The organism is Rhizobium sophorae (assembly GCF_013087515.1).
Taxonomy (GTDB): Bacteria; Pseudomonadota; Alphaproteobacteria; order Rhizobiales; family Rhizobiaceae; genus Rhizobium; species Rhizobium sophorae.
Genome location: NZ_JABFCN010000066.1, coordinates 120877 through 136828 on the forward strand (window position 1 = coordinate 120877; position 15952 = coordinate 136828).

The 15952-nt window shown below is 62.0% G+C and carries 17 protein-coding genes; 4 read left to right on the forward strand and 13 right to left on the reverse strand.

All coding sequences use genetic code 11. The annotated features are described in order from the left end of the window. Nucleotides 1-51 precede the first annotated feature (51 nt). Complete coding sequence (locus G9X64_RS36885) at nt 52-450, forward strand: (2Fe-2S)-binding protein (protein WP_240603957.1); 399 nt, start codon at nt 52-54, stop codon at nt 448-450. Next, a complete protein-coding gene (gene bfr / locus G9X64_RS32840) occupies nt 416-901 on the forward strand; it encodes a bacterioferritin (RefSeq protein WP_003543950.1) in 486 nt (161 codons plus the stop codon). Before G9X64_RS36885 ends, bfr begins: the two co-directional genes overlap by 35 nt. Before the next feature lie 167 nt (nt 902-1068). On the opposite strand, the gene G9X64_RS32845 is transcribed toward bfr, so the two are convergent. From G9X64_RS32845 to rsfS, 6 genes are all read right to left on the reverse strand, one after another. Next, nucleotides 1069-1602, reverse strand: a complete 534-nt coding sequence (locus G9X64_RS32845; protein ID WP_168309203.1) for an RNA pyrophosphohydrolase — start codon at nt 1600-1602, stop codon at nt 1069-1071. 36 nt (nt 1603-1638) lie between these two features. Beyond that, nucleotides 1639-2835 carry a divergent polysaccharide deacetylase family protein gene (locus tag G9X64_RS32850; protein ID WP_168309202.1) on the reverse strand — a complete coding sequence of 399 codons (1197 nt, stop codon included), beginning with the start codon at nt 2833-2835 and terminating at the stop codon, nt 1639-1641. Nucleotides 2836-2911: 76 nt separating this feature from the next. Continuing rightward, nucleotides 2912-4234, reverse strand: a complete 1323-nt coding sequence (locus tag G9X64_RS32855) for a S41 family peptidase (protein ID WP_003543943.1) — start codon at nt 4232-4234, stop codon at nt 2912-2914. Further along, the gene (locus tag G9X64_RS32860; protein WP_168309201.1) at nt 4224-5639 is read right to left on the reverse strand and encodes a murein hydrolase activator EnvC family protein; all 1416 of its coding nucleotides are present in this window, start codon (nt 5637-5639) and stop codon (nt 4224-4226) included. Before G9X64_RS32860 ends, G9X64_RS32855 begins: the two co-directional genes overlap by 11 nt. 172 nt (nt 5640-5811) lie before the next feature. Continuing rightward, the gene (rlmH, locus tag G9X64_RS32865) at nt 5812-6294 is read right to left on the reverse strand and encodes a 23S rRNA (pseudouridine(1915)-N(3))-methyltransferase RlmH (protein ID WP_112905560.1); all 483 of its coding nucleotides are present in this window, start codon (nt 6292-6294) and stop codon (nt 5812-5814) included. Between the two features lie 116 nt (nt 6295-6410). Next, nucleotides 6411-6854 (reverse strand): ribosome silencing factor, encoded by a 444-nt coding sequence (gene rsfS / locus G9X64_RS32870; protein ID WP_032984631.1) that lies wholly within the window; start codon nt 6852-6854, stop codon nt 6411-6413. Between the two features lie 210 nt (nt 6855-7064). Between rsfS and G9X64_RS32875 the strand changes: the two genes are divergently transcribed. Beyond that, the gene (locus G9X64_RS32875) at nt 7065-7442 is read left to right on the forward strand and encodes a winged helix-turn-helix domain-containing protein (protein ID WP_168314924.1); all 378 of its coding nucleotides are present in this window, start codon (nt 7065-7067) and stop codon (nt 7440-7442) included. On the opposite strand, the gene modC is transcribed toward G9X64_RS32875, so the two are convergent. The 7 genes from modC to obgE all read right to left on the reverse strand — a co-directional run bounded on the left by modC (nt 7443) and on the right by obgE (nt 14969). After that, nucleotides 7443-8510, reverse strand: coding sequence for a molybdenum ABC transporter ATP-binding protein (gene modC / locus G9X64_RS32880; protein ID WP_168314923.1), 1068 nt, complete (start codon nt 8508-8510; stop codon nt 7443-7445). Continuing rightward, nucleotides 8507-9208 (reverse strand): molybdate ABC transporter permease subunit, encoded by a 702-nt coding sequence (gene modB / locus G9X64_RS32885; RefSeq protein ID WP_138389362.1) that lies wholly within the window; start codon nt 9206-9208, stop codon nt 8507-8509. The genes modC and modB overlap by 4 nt, the downstream gene beginning before the upstream one ends. Nucleotides 9209-9450: 242 nt before the next feature. Beyond that, a complete protein-coding gene (gene modA, locus G9X64_RS32890; RefSeq protein WP_168309198.1) occupies nt 9451-10242 on the reverse strand; it encodes a molybdate ABC transporter substrate-binding protein in 792 nt (263 codons plus the stop codon). A gap of 527 nt (nt 10243-10769) precedes the next feature. After that, nucleotides 10770-11468 (reverse strand): nicotinate-nucleotide adenylyltransferase, encoded by a 699-nt coding sequence (locus G9X64_RS32895; protein ID WP_168314922.1) that lies wholly within the window; start codon nt 11466-11468, stop codon nt 10770-10772. Continuing rightward, nucleotides 11443-12726, reverse strand: a complete 1284-nt coding sequence (locus G9X64_RS32900; RefSeq protein ID WP_168309196.1) for a glutamate-5-semialdehyde dehydrogenase — start codon at nt 12724-12726, stop codon at nt 11443-11445. The genes G9X64_RS32895 and G9X64_RS32900 overlap by 26 nt, the downstream gene beginning before the upstream one ends. Continuing rightward, nucleotides 12719-13888, reverse strand: coding sequence for a glutamate 5-kinase (gene proB / locus G9X64_RS32905; protein ID WP_168309195.1), 1170 nt, complete (start codon nt 13886-13888; stop codon nt 12719-12721). The genes G9X64_RS32900 and proB overlap by 8 nt, the downstream gene beginning before the upstream one ends. Further along, nucleotides 13875-14969: a GTPase ObgE gene (gene obgE / locus G9X64_RS32910; RefSeq protein WP_168309194.1), complete on the reverse strand. Its 1095-nt coding sequence runs from the start codon at nt 14967-14969 to the stop codon at nt 13875-13877. Before obgE ends, proB begins: the two co-directional genes overlap by 14 nt. Before the next feature lie 84 nt (nt 14970-15053). Here obgE and G9X64_RS32915 point away from each other — a divergent pair, with 84 nt between their 5' ends. Continuing rightward, the gene (locus tag G9X64_RS32915) at nt 15054-15920 is read left to right on the forward strand and encodes an endonuclease/exonuclease/phosphatase family protein (protein ID WP_168309193.1); all 867 of its coding nucleotides are present in this window, start codon (nt 15054-15056) and stop codon (nt 15918-15920) included. Nucleotides 15921-15952: the final 32 nt, after the last annotated feature.

Genomic DNA, 15952 nt, shown 5'->3' on the forward strand with positions numbered 1-15952 from the left:
TGCATAATCCCGGACGATATGCATGGAGGTCTCACCGGACACCGCTGTTCAATGATGCAGGACTCGAATTTTTTCTTGACAGCCACCATCTTCTTTAGCAGAAAACACGATAGTCAGTGTCATGTTTGGAATGAAGACGTGCTCGTCTGCAGCTGCAATTATATAACCGATAAAGAAATCCGGGAGGTTATCACCAACCTTCTCGATGAAGACTGTTGGCAGCTTATCGTGCCTGCGAAGGTCTACCACGCCATGGAAAAACGCGGCCGCTGCTGCGGCTGTTTCCCCAACGTCGTCGACATCATTATCCAGACGACCGAGGAATATCACGCCCGTCGCCACTCGACGGAGACCGAAATATTTGATTTCATGTCCCGCTTGAAACAATTCCATGAGGAAAACAGGAGAGCGGACATTGAAAGGCGACAAAAAGGTCATCGAGCGGCTTAACGAGGCGTTGTTCCTCGAACTCGGTGCGGTCAACCAATACTGGGTTCATTATCGTCTTCTTGAGGACTGGGGCTACACCAAGCTCGCCAAGAAGGAGCGCGCCGAATCCATCGAAGAGATGCACCATGCCGACCGGCTTGTCGCACGTATCATCTTCCTCGAAGGCCATCCCAATCTGCAGACTCTTGCACCTCTGCGCATCGGCCAGAACGTCAAGGAAGTTCTGGAAGCCGATCTTGCGGGCGAGTACGACGCCCGCGCGGCCTACAAAAAGTCGCGCGATATCTGTCATGACGCCGGCGACTACGTTTCCATGAAACTTTTCGAGGAGCTGCTGGCGGACGAGGAAGGTCATATCGACTTCCTCGAAACACAGATCGACCTGCTCGAGAAAATCGGCGAGAGCAAATACGGCCAGCTCAACGCCGATTCCGCCAACGAAGCCGAATAGTATTCGAACGAGATACCGGCCGCCTATGGCGGCCGGGGTTACCTATCGAATTATCCGCTGCCAGCCACCGCGATCGGCTGCATCAAACCGGATCGAAACCGGTGCCCCTTATTTCCATTTGCTGAAATCAAAAACGGACCTGATCAATCGCGATCATGCTGTATCGATCAATCTTCGGATTGTAGGGCTGCCAGATGCTGGAACTCGGCCACAACCTGGTCGTAGACGGCGCGCTTGAAGGGCACGATCAGCCCCGGCAGTTGCTGCATCGGCTTCCATTCCCAGGCATCGAATTCCGGCTCGTGGCCGCCAGGCGGCGGATTGATAGCGATCTCGCTGTCATCGCCGTCGAAGCGGAAGGCGAACCAGCGCTGCGTCTGGCCGCGGAATTTCCCCTTCAGCCCGATGCCGATCAGTGCCGGCGGCAGATCGTAGTTGATCCAATCTCTCGCTTCGGCAAGCAGGGTCACCGTCTTGATGCCGGTCTCCTCGTAAAGCTCGCGATAGGCAGCGTCCAGTGGATCCTCGCCCTTGTCGATGCCACCCTGCGGCATCTGCCAGAGCTGCGGCGAGCCGTCATATTCGGAATTGCCGTCGGAGATGCGTCTTCCCGCCCAGACAAGGCCATCGCGGTTCAGGATCATCACGCCGACGCAGGGGCGGTAGGGCAGATCCTCGGCCTTCACGGTCGCCTGGCTCATCTTGTTCTCCGTTCTGGATTCTTCTCAAGGATACTCTCAAGGATTCTTGGGGTCGTTGGAAAGGGCGGCAACGCCGACGATCTCGATGCCGCGCATCGCGGCCTCCTCGCTCCACTTGGCGATGGCGTCAACGCTCTCATCGAAAGCCGAGGCGACGCCGATCGCCTGGCCGTTCTTGCGGGCGATGCGCTCGAGCTCGTCGAGCTTTTTCAGGACAGCGTTGATATCAAGCTGGCCGTCGAGCTGCAGGTCGGCGAAGGCATAAGGCAGTTCGGTTCCCTTGGCGATCGCAGCCGTCTTCGACTGCGCCGATGTGCCGTCGTCGAGAAACAGCAACCCGCGCTTGCCGATGTCGCGCATGACAGGCTCCATGGCGGCGGGATCAGACAGGAAACGGCCGCCGAGATAATTCATGACGCCGGTATAGTTGGTGATCTCGCCCATCGCCTTGTGCAGGTTCTCGATGTTGCGGGCGGCCGGTTTCGTGGTCAGCAGCGTTTCGGGGCCTGGATCGTTCGCCGGGTAATCAAAGGGTTCGAGCGGCACCTGCAAAAGGATCTCGTGACCGCCGCGGCGGGCTTCCTGCATCCAGCGCTGCAGGCTGTTGCCGCTTGCGGCAAAAGCGAAGGTGATCTCTTCCGGCAATTCCGCGATGGCGCGCTGCGTTCCGGTCTGGCTGAGCCCGAGGCCGCTGACGACGATGGCGATGCGGACGCCGCGCGCGCCGGACGAGGGACGCGCATATTGATCCATCGGCCGCCGGCCATCGGGGCCGATGATCGGCAGCCTGCCAAAAGGCGTCTCTTCGAGCAGCGCTTCATTAGGCTGGGCTGCCATGCGCGGATCCTGGCCGATCTGCATGGCGTCGACCAGCACCGGCCCGCCGCCGTCGCGCGAGCGGGGACTGTACTTGGTGACCACCGAGCCGTCGCCAGTGACCATCTGCTCGACATTGGCGCCCGAACGCGGCTCGGCGCGGGGCATGCCGTCTGCCGCTTGGCTCGTGGTGGCCGTCGGCGGCTGAGGGCTATTGGCAGGGGGTGTTGCGGCTTGTTCGGCCGCCGGCGGTTTGGTGCGTTCGAGCCCATCGCCGCGAAATGCCGTATAGAGCGAAAAGCCGCCTATCGCGAAAAGGCAAAGACTGGCGGCGATACGACCGAGGCGCAGGACACCTGGGCGCCGGCGGCCGGTTTTGCGGTTGCGGCCCAAAGGCGCATGCAGGTCCGTTCCCAATTTTTTGCCCGCTCCAAAACCGGGAAACAGCAGAAAAACTCAAGGCCGGGCGAGTGCCCGGCCTTGAGTTGATCGATCACTTGGCGACGACGGCCTTGTCCGGGTTCGGCGGGAAGGCCGGATCGGTCTTCTTGCCGCGCAGAAGGTCGAGCGCGTAGTTCAGCTGAACGTCGTCCTTCGGGTCCGGCGGGACGTAGGCAACGGAGCCCGAACCTTCGTCCGTCTCGCTCTGGCCCTTGATGTGGCCGCGCAGGCTAGATTCGCCTTCGGTCACCATCTTGCCCTGCAGTTCCTCCGGCAGCGGCTCCTCGACCTTGATGTCGGGAGTGATGCCGGTGCCCTGGATCGAGCGGCCCGACGGCGTGTAATAGAGCGCCGTGGTCAGGCGCAGCGCGCCGTTTTCGCCGAGAGGAATGATCGTCTGGACGGAGCCCTTGCCGAAGGAGCGCGTGCCGAGAACGGTGGCGCGGCGCAGATCCTGAAGAGCGCCGGCGACGATTTCCGATGCGGAAGCCGAGCCGCCGTTGATCAGCACGATCACCGGCTTGCCATCCGTCAGGTCGCCCGGGCCGGCATTGAAGCGGCGGGTTTCATCCGGATTGCGGCCGCGGGTCGAAACGACTTCACCACGCTGCAGCAGGGCATCGGAGACGTTGATCGCCTGGTCGAGCAGACCGCCCGGATTGAGGCGCAGATCGAGAACATAACCCTTCAGCTTGTCGGCCGGAACGGTGTCCTTGATCTTCTTGATCGCCTTTTCCATGTCAGGATAAGTCTTCTCGGTGAAGGAGATGATGCGGAGATAACCGACATCGTCCTCGACACGCGACTTGACCGCCTGGACGGCGACGACGTCACGAACGATCGTCAGTTCGATCGGCTTATCGGCACCCTTGCGGATCAGCGTCAGCTTGATCGGCGTGTTGACGGCGCCGCGCATCTTCTCGACGGCGTCTTCCAGCTTCAGGCCGCGCACGGACTGGCCGTCGATCTCGGAGATGTAGTCGCCGGCGAGAACGCCGGCCTTGGCGGCGGGCGTATCGTCGATCGGGGTAATGACCTTGACGAGTTCGTCTTCCATCGTGACTTCGATGCCGAGGCCGCCGAACTCACCCTTGGTCTGGGTGCGCATGTCCTCGGCGTCCTTCGCATTCATGTAGCTCGAATGCGGATCGAGCGACGACAGCATGCCGTTGATGGCGTTCTCGATCAGCTTGTCTTCCGCAGGCGGCGTCACATATTGCGCACGCACACGCTCGAAGACATCTCCGAAAACCGAAAGTTCCTTGTAGGTCGAGGATCCGGCCGCTTCTGCCGGCACACCTGCCGAATAAATGACGCTCATTGCGGTCGCACCCATCAATGCGCCGACCAGAACAAGAGAAGCCCTACGAATCATTGCGTGCCTTTCCAGTGTCTTTGGCGGTCCACCACGGCCGGGAATCGACCGGTTTACCGTCCTTTCGAAATTCAATGTAAAGCGTTGGCCGGTTCGTTTCCAGCGCCAATGCAGTTGCGCTTGCCACTCTTTTCGCGCCCATCACGGCAAGTGGCTCGCCGGAGAAAACGAACTTTCCCTGGCGGGTATTGATCGTATCCATTCCCGAGAGAACCAAGTGGTATCCATCGCCCGCGTCGAGAATGATCATCTGGCCGTAACTGCGGAATGCGCCGGCGAAAACCACCAGACCATCCGCAGGCGCCGTCACCACTGTCTCTGGATTTGTGGCGACCGTCATTCCCATGGCCTCGTGCCCGGTGCCGTCGGCATCGCCGAACTGGCGCAGGATATCGCCCGCAACGGGCACCTCCAATTTCGCCTTCAATTCTCCGAAGGGATATGCGGGCGCAATGCGGTTTTTATCGGGCACGCCGCTGTCGGCAAGCGCCTTGGCCTGGGCGCGCTGCTCGTCGGTCATAAGCTTGCGGTTCTCCTCGGCCTGACGGGCGGCAGCGGCGGCATCCCGCACCGAAGCGATCTCGGATTCCATCGAGGCGACGAGGCCTTCAAGGCTCGTCGCCTTGCCCGCCAGCTCCTCGGAACGTTTTCTTTCGGCCTGGAGTTCAGCAGCATTGTTGCGGCTGAGCTTGTCGTTTTCGGCAAGCAGCAGGTCCATGCGCCGCTCTTCCTCGATGCCATTGGTCATCGTCGCGGTCAGCGAGGCCTTCTCGGCAGCACTTGCAGTCTGCAATGCCGCGAGGCTTGCAAGGTCTGCGGCAAGCTTGTCGGTCTCCTTGCGGATTCCGGGTACGACGGCGCCGAGCAGAATGGCGCTGCGCACGGAGGCAAGCGCGTCATCGGGGGTGACGAGCAGAGCGGGCGGCGGGTTGCGGCCCATGCGCTGGAGTGCTGCCAGCACCTCGGCCAGCAGGCCGCGTCGATCGTGCAGGGAGCGGCGGATGCCATCCTCCTTGACACCGAGATCGGCAAGCTTCTTCTCGCTTTCGAGGATTTGCTTTTCGAGCGTCTTGCGGCGGGCGGCGGAATCGATCAGTGCCTGGCGGATGCTTTCCGTGCTCTTTTCGAGATCGGCGATGCCCTGCTGAAGCGCGCTCACCTTGTCGGTGGAGAGGCTGATCGTTTTTGACAGGATTTCGAGTTCGGCACGGGTCTGGTCACGCTTGGCGGCAAGTTCGGCGGCCGGATCGGGCGGCGGCGGCTCGGCTGCCGGCGGAGGTGCGGCCAGCTCGGTCGAAGGCTGTGCTGCTTCGGGCGCGGCATCCTGCGCCCGGACGCTGAACGGATTTGCCGACACGACAATCGCCGTCACACCGACGCCGGCCGCGATAGCCGGCAGGATCATGCGGTGTCGCCTGGTGGATGCTCTCGTCATGCGTGTTGGGGCACTTTCTCAAATCGCACGGAGACTAAGCTGATTTGGTGCGCTTTGCCATAAGGTTTGCAGGAGAACGGGCTGCCTAGCAAAACACGGCTGCGTGACATTACGATTGTCGACGCATCGGGCCGACGCGGCATCAGACGCGGTGATAGGGGTGGCCGGACAGGATGGTGACGGCGCGATAGAGCTGCTCGGCGATCAGTGTGCGCACGAGTTGGTGCGGCCAGGTCATTTTGCCCAGGCACAGCGTGGCGTCGGCACGGTCGTAAAGGGAAGGATCGAGGCCGTCGGCGCCGCCGATCGCAATTGTCAGCTCGCGCTTGCCCTGGTCGCGATAGGAGCCGAGCAGATTTGCGAAGGCTTCGCTGTCGAGCGCCTTGCCGCGTTCATCGAGAAGAATGAGGATACTGCCATCGGCAAGCGATTTCAGAAGCATCGCCGCCTCTTCGCGCTTGCGGGTCTCCGCGTTGGAGGCCCGGCTTTCGCCAACTTCGGCAACACGGGTCAGTTCGAGACCGACGGCAGGGCCGGCCTTGGCGAAACGGTCGAAATAACGGGCGGCAAGATCCTTTTCCGGGCCGGACTTCAGCCGTCCCACCGCAAAAAGACCTATTCGCATTCATCCGCTCCCGCTCATGCAGCACATCGGGCGCACACCACGCCACCGGCCGGCTTATCTGTTGCCGGCCAGCCAATGCTACGTCTCAGGCGCCGGACAGAATGCCGGCTCGCCTGTCAGTGCCGTGTTTCTTCATCCATATCCGGAGCCGCCCACATCTTTTCGATGTTGTAGAACTCGCGGATTTCGGGCCGGAACACATGCACGATAATGTCACCAGTGTCGATCAGGACCCAATCGCCGCCTTCCTGACCTTCGACGCGAGCCGTACCGAGGCCGTCATCCTTAAGGTCAGTGAGCAGGTGATCCGAGATCGCCATGACATGCCTGTTCGAGCGGCCGGAGACGACGATCATGTAGTCTCCCAGCGCCGATTTTCCGGCAATGTCGATGGTAACGATATCTTCAGCTTTGGAGTCCTCGAGGCTGGCGAGGACGGTTTCTAGGGCACGGGCGGCGGCATCGGCGCCACGTTCCGCACTCTTCGGGATAACGGCGAGCGTTTTTCCCTTGGCGTGTACTGTTGTCAGTGCTTTCCCTTTCCTGGAATGACAAACTATGCACAACACGGATCCGATCGAGACCGGATCATGGTTAAGATAGGCATCAAACCATTAATGTTTCAAGACATGCTAAGGTACGGAACGGCCGAAAATCCGATCTGCCGTTCGAATTGAAGTATTTGACTGCTCGGGGCGGCCTTGTGCGGGCGGTGTACAGTTTCCCTGCCGCAGCGTAAAGTGCGGCAAATTCCACGATCTCCAGATTCAATGACCGACTCAGCCGCAAAAACACTCGTGCCCGTCTTGCGAATCAGCTTCCCGGACGAGGATCGTCTCGGCCATGGCAAGATGGAACTGCTGGAGCATATCCGCCAGACGGGATCGATCTCAGCGGCGGGGCGGGCGATGGACATGTCCTATCGGCGGGCATGGCTGCTGGTCAGCGAGATGAACCGGATGTTTAACGAACAGGTGGTGGAATCGCAGCGCGGCGGGCAAAAGGGCGGCGGCGCGGTGCTGACGCCGTTCGGCGAGGAACTGCTCGAGCGTTTCCGCCGGATGGAAAAGACGGTGCAGACCAGCCTTGCGGAGGACCTCGCCTGGCTCGAGGCCAAGCGCAACCTGCAGCAGGGCGAACGCGGCTGATCAGGCCTCCAGGGCAACCGTCTTGATGACGGCGAAGACCACTCTTCCCGGTCGAAGATCGAGACGCTCGCAGGAGAGCGTCGTGATCCGGGAAAGAATGATATCGCCGTCGCAATCGAGCCGGATTTCCACCGTTCCGTCCTCGGTCGACGACATCCCGTCTATCTTTGCCTCCAGGATATTCAGCGCGCTCAGCCCCTCGGGTCTTGCGGTCGCCAGCATGACATCGCGGGAGGGAATGCGGATGCGGACCGATTTGCCGGGCGCAAGGGCGGCACCCGGAATATGGAGCCGACAGGATTTCAACGCAACCGTCGATAGACGGTGACGCGCATCGAAGCTTTCCACCGTGCCTTCCAGCAGTGCGCCCGCTTCCCGCCGGTCGGCGGAGGTTGAGGGACGGCTCAATATGTCGATAGCGGGGCCCGTCGCTTCCACCGTGCCGTCACGCATGACGACGACCTGGTTTGCGAGCCGGGCCACCTCGGCGATCGAATGGCTGACATAGACGATCGGGATGTCGGTTTCGTCGCGCAATCGCTCCAGATAAGGCAGGATCTCGGCCTTGCGCGCCTCGTCGAGGGCGGCGAGCGGCTCGTCCATCAACAGCAGGCGAGGCGAGGAGAGAAGCGCGCGGCCGATGGCGACGCGCTGCTTCTCGCCGCCGGAGAGTTTCGAGGGGCTGCGCTCCAGCAGCGTCTCGATGCCGAGCAGGTCGACGATGCGATCGAAGCTCTCGCCGCGCGCCGTTCTCGCCGCGAACCAGCGGCCATAGAATAGATTGGCGCGAACGCTGAGATGCGGGAAAAGCCGCGCTTCCTGAAAGACATAACCGAAGCGGCGGCGATGTTTCGGGACGAAGAGGCCGGTTTCGGTTTCGGTCAAGGCCTCGCCGTCGAGGACGACGCGGCCTTCGTCCGGGCGGGCGAGGCCGGCGATGATGCGGATCATCGAGGTCTTGCCGGAGCCGGAGCGGCCGAACAGCGCGGTGACGCCCCGCTCGGAGGTGAAGGCGGCATCGAGCGAAAAGGCACCGAGCCTCTGTTTTGCCGCGACGATCAGCGTCATTCCGGGTCGATCCTCCGGCCGGCGAGACGGGCAAGGAATTCGGAGGCGAGCAGGGCGGCCATGGAAATGACGACGGCGACAAGCGTCAGGCGGAGCGCGCCTGCATCGCCGCCCGGCACCTGGGTGAAGGTGTAGATCGCCGCCGACAGCGTCTGGGTTTCGCCCGGAATGTTGGAGACAAAGGTGATCGTCGCGCCGAATTCGCCCATCGCCTTGGCGAAGGAAAGGATCATACCGGCGATGATGCCGGGCAGGGTCAGCGGCAGGGTGATCGTCAGGAAGACCCAGACCGGGCCGGCGCCGAGCGTTCCGGCCGCCTCTTCCAGCTTGCGGTCGACCGCCTCGATCGACAGGCGGATGCTGCGCACCATCAGCGGAAAGGCCATGACGGCGCAGGCCAAGGCCGCGCCCGTCCAGCGGAAGGAGAGAACAATGCCGAAATACTGGTCGAGCAGGCTGCCGATCGGACCGCGGCGGCCAAACAGAATGAGGAGAAGGAAACCGGTGACCACCGGGGGCAGGATCAACGGCAGGTGAACGACGCCGTTCAGCACCGACTTGCCCCAGAACCGGCCGCGGGCAAGCAGGAGGGCGACGAGGATGCCGAAGGGCAGGCTCGCCAGCATCGCGACAATCGAGACGCGCAGGCTGAGCAGGATCGCCGTCCATTCCTCATTGCTCAAGCCGAAGATGTCCAAATGCGGTGGTCTCCCGGAAAATCGAAGGTTCGCCGAAACGTGCCTCAGTGATGACAAGCCTCGCTCTTCACTCGGCGTCATCCTCGGCCCTGTGCCGAGGATCTGCTGCACCGGCTGCAGATGCTCGGGACAAGCCCGAGCATGACGAAGGAGAAGTTGGCCGACTTTTGTAGTAGTCTGCGCTCGCGAGGCGAGTCTCCACGCTAAGCTGCGACAATCGTTTCTGCAATCACCTCAGCTTATCACTTCAGGATGGTGAAACCCTGCGCCGTGAAGAAGGCGGCTGCCTTTTCGGATTTCAGGAAGTCGAGATAGGCTGTCGCATCCGGGTTCTCGCTCTCGGCAAGAATTGCGATTGGATAGATGATCGGCGGATGGGAATCGGCGGGGAAGGTGCCGACGACGGCGACACCCTTATCGGCTGCCGCATCCGTCTGGTAGACGATGCCATAAGGCGCTTCGCCGCGGGAGACGAGGGCCAAGGCGGCGCGCACGCTTTCGACGCCGGCGACCTTGGTTTCGACCGATTTCCAGACGCCGAGCTTTTCGAGAGCGGCCATGCCGTATTTGCCGGCCGGAACCGATTTTGGCTCGCCTATGGCAAGCCTGCCGTCACCCAAAAGCCCCGCGAGATCGAAGCCTTGCTTGATCTCGACCGGTTTTGCCTTGTCCTTTTCGGCAATGAGCACGATGCGGTTGCCGACTAGGTTGAAACGGGTATCGGCCTTGATCAGTTTCTTCTTGGCGACGTAATCCATCCAGTCGAGGTCGGCCGAGATGAAGATATCGGCGGGTGCGGCGTTTTCGATCTGTTTGGCCAGCGCGCCGCTTGCCGCGTAGGATACGACGGCTTCCTTGCCACTTTCCTTTGCCCAGGCGGCATTGGCGGCGGCGAGCGCATCCCTGAGGCTCGCCGCCGCAAAGACGGTAAGTTTTTCGGCTGCGGCGGCAGGCGCCGGGAGCGCTGCTGCGCCAAGCCACAGGGCTGTGATCGCGGCGGTTGCCAGTTTCATCCATCGGCGGCTGTTTTGCATGATTCATTGCCCGAGTTCGAAATATTGCGAGGAATATAACGGACGAGGCGTCTTGACTAGGGATATATCCAGGAAAATATAACAGTATTGGACCGCGGTGTCCGCAATGACCCAATAGTTGAGCGTTGTCGAAGTGCATGGCTTGAGCCGCAGCGTGAGATCCATAGGGTTGAAATACCCGCGGGACAGCTTGGCAAACCGCAGGGATTCCCGGCGGCAGAGCATCTCCGTCGATTTCTGCCAAGAAAAACGGCAATGCCAAAGCCGCAAGGCTGCACAGGATTGCAGGCAGTGCATTGCTGCAATGCACCAATCGATATTCATCTTCCTGCGAAATATGCTACAACACACTCATCGACACGGCTTCTCCTCCTCCCATAGCCGTTCGATAGGGTCGACAACACTCCTCCTCCCAGTTGTCGATCGAGTTTATAAGCCCGACGGATCTCCTCCCCCGTCGGGCTTTCTCGTTTTCGGGATCTTCTGAAATCAGGCTGGCGCATGCGTCTTGCGGGGCGCGCAGCGCTCTATTCGGCGTCGCCGTGCGAAGAGCCGTTGCGGATTGCCGTCGAGCTCAGGCCGGAGCGCGGCCCGTGGATGAAGGTCCAGGCCGGGGCACGTTTCTTCCAGAGAACACGGGCGTCATCCTCGTCGACACGGGCGAAATCGAAGGTCCTTGTCATTTTCGAGGACAGGAAGGACAGCGTCGCGCCCGGCCGATCGATCACCGCGATCGGGAAGGTGCGGGCAATCTCCTGCCACTTCTGCCATTTGTGAAAGCTCTGCAGGCTGTCTGCGCCCATGATCCAGATGAAATGCACATGCGGATTGCGGGCCTTAACGCGGGCAAGCGTGTTGGCGGTGTAGCTGGTGCCGAGCGTCTGTTCGAAGGCGGTGACCTTGACGCGGGGATCGGCGGCAACACGCTCGCTTTCGGCAATGCGTTCGGCAAGCGGAGCGAGCTGGTTGCGGCTCTTCAGCGGATTGCCCGGGGTGACCATCCACCAAAGCTGGTCGAGGCCAAGCCGCTTGAGGGCGATCTCGGCGACGAGCGCGTGGCCCTGATGCGGCGGATTGAACGAACCGCCGAACAGACCGACGACCATCCCGCGCTCGCTGTGCGGCATGCGGAGATAGTGCCGGTCCACATTCTCAATCACCACGTTAGGCTCAATCGCCACGTCAGGCTCGGTCGTCACGTCAGGGCCGCGTCTGTCCGGCACCATGCACCCGATATTTGAAGGAGGTGAGCTGTTCGACGCCGACCGGGCCACGGGCATGCATCTTGCCGGTGGCGATGCCGATTTCCGCACCCATGCCGAACTCGCCGCCATCGGCAAACTGCGTCGAGGCATTATGCAGCAGGATCGCCGAATCGACCTCGGTGAAGAAACGCGCGACGACGTCAGGGTCTTCGGCGATGACCGCCTCGGTGTGGTTCGAGGAATATGTCTGGATATGGGCGATGGCGCCCGATAGGCCGTCGACGACGGCAACCGAAATGATCGCATCGAGATATTCAGTCGACCAGTCCTCCTCGGTCGCGGGCTTCATGCCGGGTGCAACCTTCAGCACTGTTGGCGAAGCGCGGACCTCGCAGCCGGCCTCCGTCAGAACCTCGAGCAGCGGCGTCAGATGCGTGCCGATCGCAGCACCATCGACGAGCAGGGTTTCGACTGCGCCGCAGATGCCGGTGCGGCGCATCTTGGCGTTGACGATGATCTTTTTCGCCATCTCGATATCGGCCGAGGCATCGACATAGATGTGGCAAAGACCTTCGAGATGGGCAAAAACCGGCACGCGGGCCTCGCTCTGCACGCGGGCAACTAGGCTCTTGCCGCCGCGCGGCACGATGACGTCGATCGCGCCGTCCAGGCCGCGCAGCATGGCGCCGACGGCGGCGCGATCGGTGACCGGCACAAGCTGGATAGCATGCTCTGGAAGTCCCGCCGCCTTCAGGCCCTCGATCAGGCAGGCATGGATAGCCTGCGATGAACGGCGCGAATCCGAGCCGCAACGCAGGATGACGGCATTGCCTGCCTTGAGGCAGAGGGCGCCGGCATCTGCGGTGACGTTCGGCCGGCTTTCGAAGATCACGCCGATGACGCCGAGCGGCGTGCGGACACGCTCGATCTTCAGCCCGTTCGGCCGGTCCCAGGCAGCGATGACTTCGCCGACCGGATCGGCAAGGGCGGCAATGGCGCGGATTCCCTCGGCCATTTCGGCGACGCGTTTGTCGTTCAGCGTCAGCCGGTCGACGAAGGAAGCGAGCATCTCGGTGCCTTCGATGTCCTTCAGGTCCTTGGCGTTCTCGGCAAGAATATGCGCCTTGTTTGCCAGGATCGCATCGGCCATGGCATTCAACGCCCTGTTCTTGGCCTCGGTGGACGCAAAGCCCAGCGGTCGTGCGGCAGCCTTTGCCTTGCGGCCGATGTCGTTCATCAGCACGTCAATGTCAGGGCCTGGCGCAACGGTATCAAGCATAGCTCGCGTCCTTCTTCTGCCTTTCCGATTTCGAACCGATCTGCGCGGTCATCACCATGTCGTCGCGATGGACCATGGCGGCTCGCCCGGCATAACCGAGAATGGCCTCGATTTCCGCCGACTTGCGGCCGGCAATCCGACGGGCGTCGTCGGCATCGTAGCTTACAAGGCCGCGGGCGATCTCGCGGCCGGCCGGGCCGATGATCGCCACCGTATCGCCGCGGCTGAAGAGGCCGGAAACGCTGCGCACGCCGGCCGGAAGCAGGCTCTTGCCGGCACCGAGGGCGACGACGGCGCCGTCGTCGACATGCAGTTCGCCGGCCGGCTGCAGCTGCCCGGCAATCCAGGTCTTGCGGGCGGTAACGGGTGTGCCCGACGGCGCGAACCAGGAGGAACGCGCGCCGTTTTCGATTGCCGACAGAGGGTTGTCGGTCTTGCCGGAGGCGATGATCATGGCGCAGCCTGATGCCGTCGCAATCTTGCCGGCATCGATCTTGGTGCGCATGCCGCCGCGCGAGAGTTCGGAGGCCGCACCTCCGGCCATCGCCTCGATCTCCGGGGTGATTGCGGCAATCGTTTCCAGGAACGTCGCGTTCGGGTCGAGATGCGGCGGCGCGGTGTAGAGGCCGTCGATGTCGGAGAGAAGGATGAGCAGATCGGCGCCGGTCATCGTCGCGACGCGGGCGGCCAGCCGGTCGTTGTCGCCATAGCGGATCTCGCTGGTGGCGACGGTGTCGTTCTCGTTGATGATCGGCACGGCGCCGATCTTCAAAAGCTGATTGATGGTGGCGCGGGCATTGAGATAACGGCGGCGCTCCTCGGTATCGCCGAGCGTCAGCAGGATCTGGCCGGCGACGATCTCGTCGCGTGACAGGCTTTCCGACCAGGCGCGCGCCAGCGCGATCTGGCCGACGGCCGCCGCTGCCTGGCTTTCCTCCAGCTTCAGCGCACCTGACGGCAGGTCGAGCACCGAGCGCCCGAGCGCGATTGCGCCCGAGGAGACGACGAGCACATCGATACCCTTGGCCTTCAGGCCGGAGATATCGGCGCACATGGCGTCGAGCCAGGCCTTCTTCAGCCCGGCCTTGCGATCGACCAGAAGCGCGGATCCGATCTTGATGACGATCCGGCGGTAGCGGCCAAGCGGCTTACGGCTGGTCATCGTCCTCGTCCCCACGCTTGTCCTCGCCCTCATCGGTGACGACCATGTCGCGATGGCGCAGCTTCGGCACCTTGGCCGGCTTCTCCTCGGTATTGGCTTCGACGATGATGTCGCGGAGTGCCCGCAGCACCTCGGTCATGCCCTTGCCGGTGACGGCCGAAATCTGGAACGGCGTCTTGCCGCAGGCCTTGGCCAATTCCTTGGACTTCTTCTTCAGTTCGGCATCATCGAGCACGTCGATCTGCGACAGCGCCACGATCTCGGCCTTGTCGGTCAGATCGTTTCCATAGGCTTCGAGCTCGTGCTTAACCGTCTTATACGCCTTGCCGACCTTTTCCTCCTGGGCGGAGATGAGGTGGAGCAGAACGCGGGTGCGCTCGACATGGCCGAGGAATCGGTCGCCGATTCCGACACCTTCATGGGCGCCTTCGATCAGGCCCGGAATGTCGGCCAGGATGAATTCGCGCTCGTCGATGGTGGCGACGCCGAGATTAGGATGCAGCGTGGTGAAGGGATAGTTGGCGATCTTCGGCCGGGCGCGGGTGACGGCAGCTAGGAAGGTCGACTTGCCGGCATTGGGCAGGCCGACGAGGCCGGCATCGGCAATCAGCTTCAGGCGCAGCCAGATGGTTTTTTCCTCGCCGGGCAGGCCGGGATTGGCCCAATCCGGCGCCTGGTTGGTCGAGGTCTTGAAATGGGCGTTGCCGAAGCCGCCATTGCCGCCATGGGCCAGGCAGTAACGCTGGCCCTCGACGGTCAGGTCGCAGATCAGCGTTTCCTGATCTTCCTCGAAGATCTGGGTGCCCACGGGAACCTTCAACGTCACGTCGCTTCCATTGGCGCCGGTGCGGTTCCTGCCCATGCCATGGGTGCCGATCGTCGCCTTGAAATGCTGCTGATAGCGGAAATCGATCAGCGTGTTCAGGCCGTTGACGGCCTCGACCCAGACGTCGCCGCCGCGTCCGCCATCACCGCCATCCGGGCCGCCGAACTCGATGAATTTCTCGCGCCGGAAGGAAACGCTGCCGCCGCCGCCGTCCCCGGACTTGATATAGACCTTTGCTTCGTCGAGAAATTTCATTTTACTTCCAATATTCAGTGGCAGTTGGACGGCCCGTCTTGGCCCATTCGATATAGGCGGTTCCGACGGAGGTCAAAGATTATCGTGAATTTTGCGAGCTATAACATACAGTACGGCTTCGGTCTCGACGGCAGATACGATCTGGTGCGGATTGCCCGGAGCCTCGAGGGTGCAGATGTCATCGCATTGCAGGAGGTGACCCGCGGCTTCTCCCGCAACGGTTTTGCCGACATCGTGGCCGATGTTGCAGCCTTCTTTGCCGACTATTTCTGGGTCTATGGGCCGGCCTGCGACATGCATATCGAGGCTGATGAAGGCGGGCTCCAGCCGGTGCCCGGCACCCGTTTTCAGTTCGGCAATATGGTGCTGTCGCGCTGGCCGATCCTCTCGACCCGAACGCTGCTTCTGCCGCGCAGCCGGACGATCGGCAAGATCAACCTGCAGCGCGGCGCAACCGAGGCGGTGATCGACGCACCCGGCGGTGCGGTCCGCGTCTATTCCGTGCATCTCGACCATGTCTCCGCCGACGAGCGCATCCGCCAGCTGCAATTCTTGAACACGCATATCAATGCCTTCGTCCAGGAGGGTGGGTCGCTGACGGGAGGTGGTGAATTCGACCTGCCGGAGCCGCCGCTGCCGGAGGATTATATCATCATGGGTGATTTCAACATGGAGCCGGAATCGCCGGAATATTGCGCGCTTGCCGGGGCTGGCGGCGGATATTACGGCCGCGTGGCGAGGATCGGCACGCCGGTCGACGCCTTTGCGGCGCTGGAGGCCTACTCTCCGGAGAGCTACAGCTGGATGGATCCCGAAGATCACGGCAAGCGCATGCATCTCGATTATTGCTTCGTCAGTTGCGGCCTGCAGAGCCGGTTGAAATCCGCCCGGATCGATACGCAATCCGTCGGTTCCGACCACTTCCCTCTATGGGTCGAGATCGGCGATTAAAGGAGACGCCGCCGGTGCGGCGACGTCTCGAT

Coding starts and splice junctions, on each gene's coding strand:
- G9X64_RS36885 (WP_240603957.1), top strand. CDS start 52: ATGATGCAGGACTCGAATTTTTTCTTGACAGCCACCATCTTCTTTAGC.
- G9X64_RS32845 (WP_168309203.1), bottom strand. CDS start 1,602: ATGAGCCAGGCGACCGTGAAGGCCGAGGATCTGCCCTACCGCCCCTGC.
- G9X64_RS32855 (WP_003543943.1), bottom strand. CDS start 4,234: ATGATTCGTAGGGCTTCTCTTGTTCTGGTCGGCGCATTGATGGGTGCG.
- G9X64_RS32860 (WP_168309201.1), bottom strand. CDS start 5,639: ATGATCCTGCCGGCTATCGCGGCCGGCGTCGGTGTGACGGCGATTGTC.
- rlmH (WP_112905560.1), bottom strand. CDS start 6,294: ATGCGAATAGGTCTTTTTGCGGTGGGACGGCTGAAGTCCGGCCCGGAA.
- G9X64_RS32875 (WP_168314924.1), top strand. CDS start 7,065: ATGACCGACTCAGCCGCAAAAACACTCGTGCCCGTCTTGCGAATCAGC.
- modC (WP_168314923.1), bottom strand. CDS start 8,510: ATGACGCTGATCGTCGCGGCAAAACAGAGGCTCGGTGCCTTTTCGCTC.
- modA (WP_168309198.1), bottom strand. CDS start 10,242: ATGCAAAACAGCCGCCGATGGATGAAACTGGCAACCGCCGCGATCACA.
- G9X64_RS32895 (WP_168314922.1), bottom strand. CDS start 11,468: ATGGTGCCGGACAGACGCGGCCCTGACGTGACGACCGAGCCTGACGTG.
- G9X64_RS32900 (WP_168309196.1), bottom strand. CDS start 12,726: ATGCTTGATACCGTTGCGCCAGGCCCTGACATTGACGTGCTGATGAAC.
- proB (WP_168309195.1), bottom strand. CDS start 13,888: ATGACCAGCCGTAAGCCGCTTGGCCGCTACCGCCGGATCGTCATCAAG.
- obgE (WP_168309194.1), bottom strand. CDS start 14,969: ATGAAATTTCTCGACGAAGCAAAGGTCTATATCAAGTCCGGGGACGGC.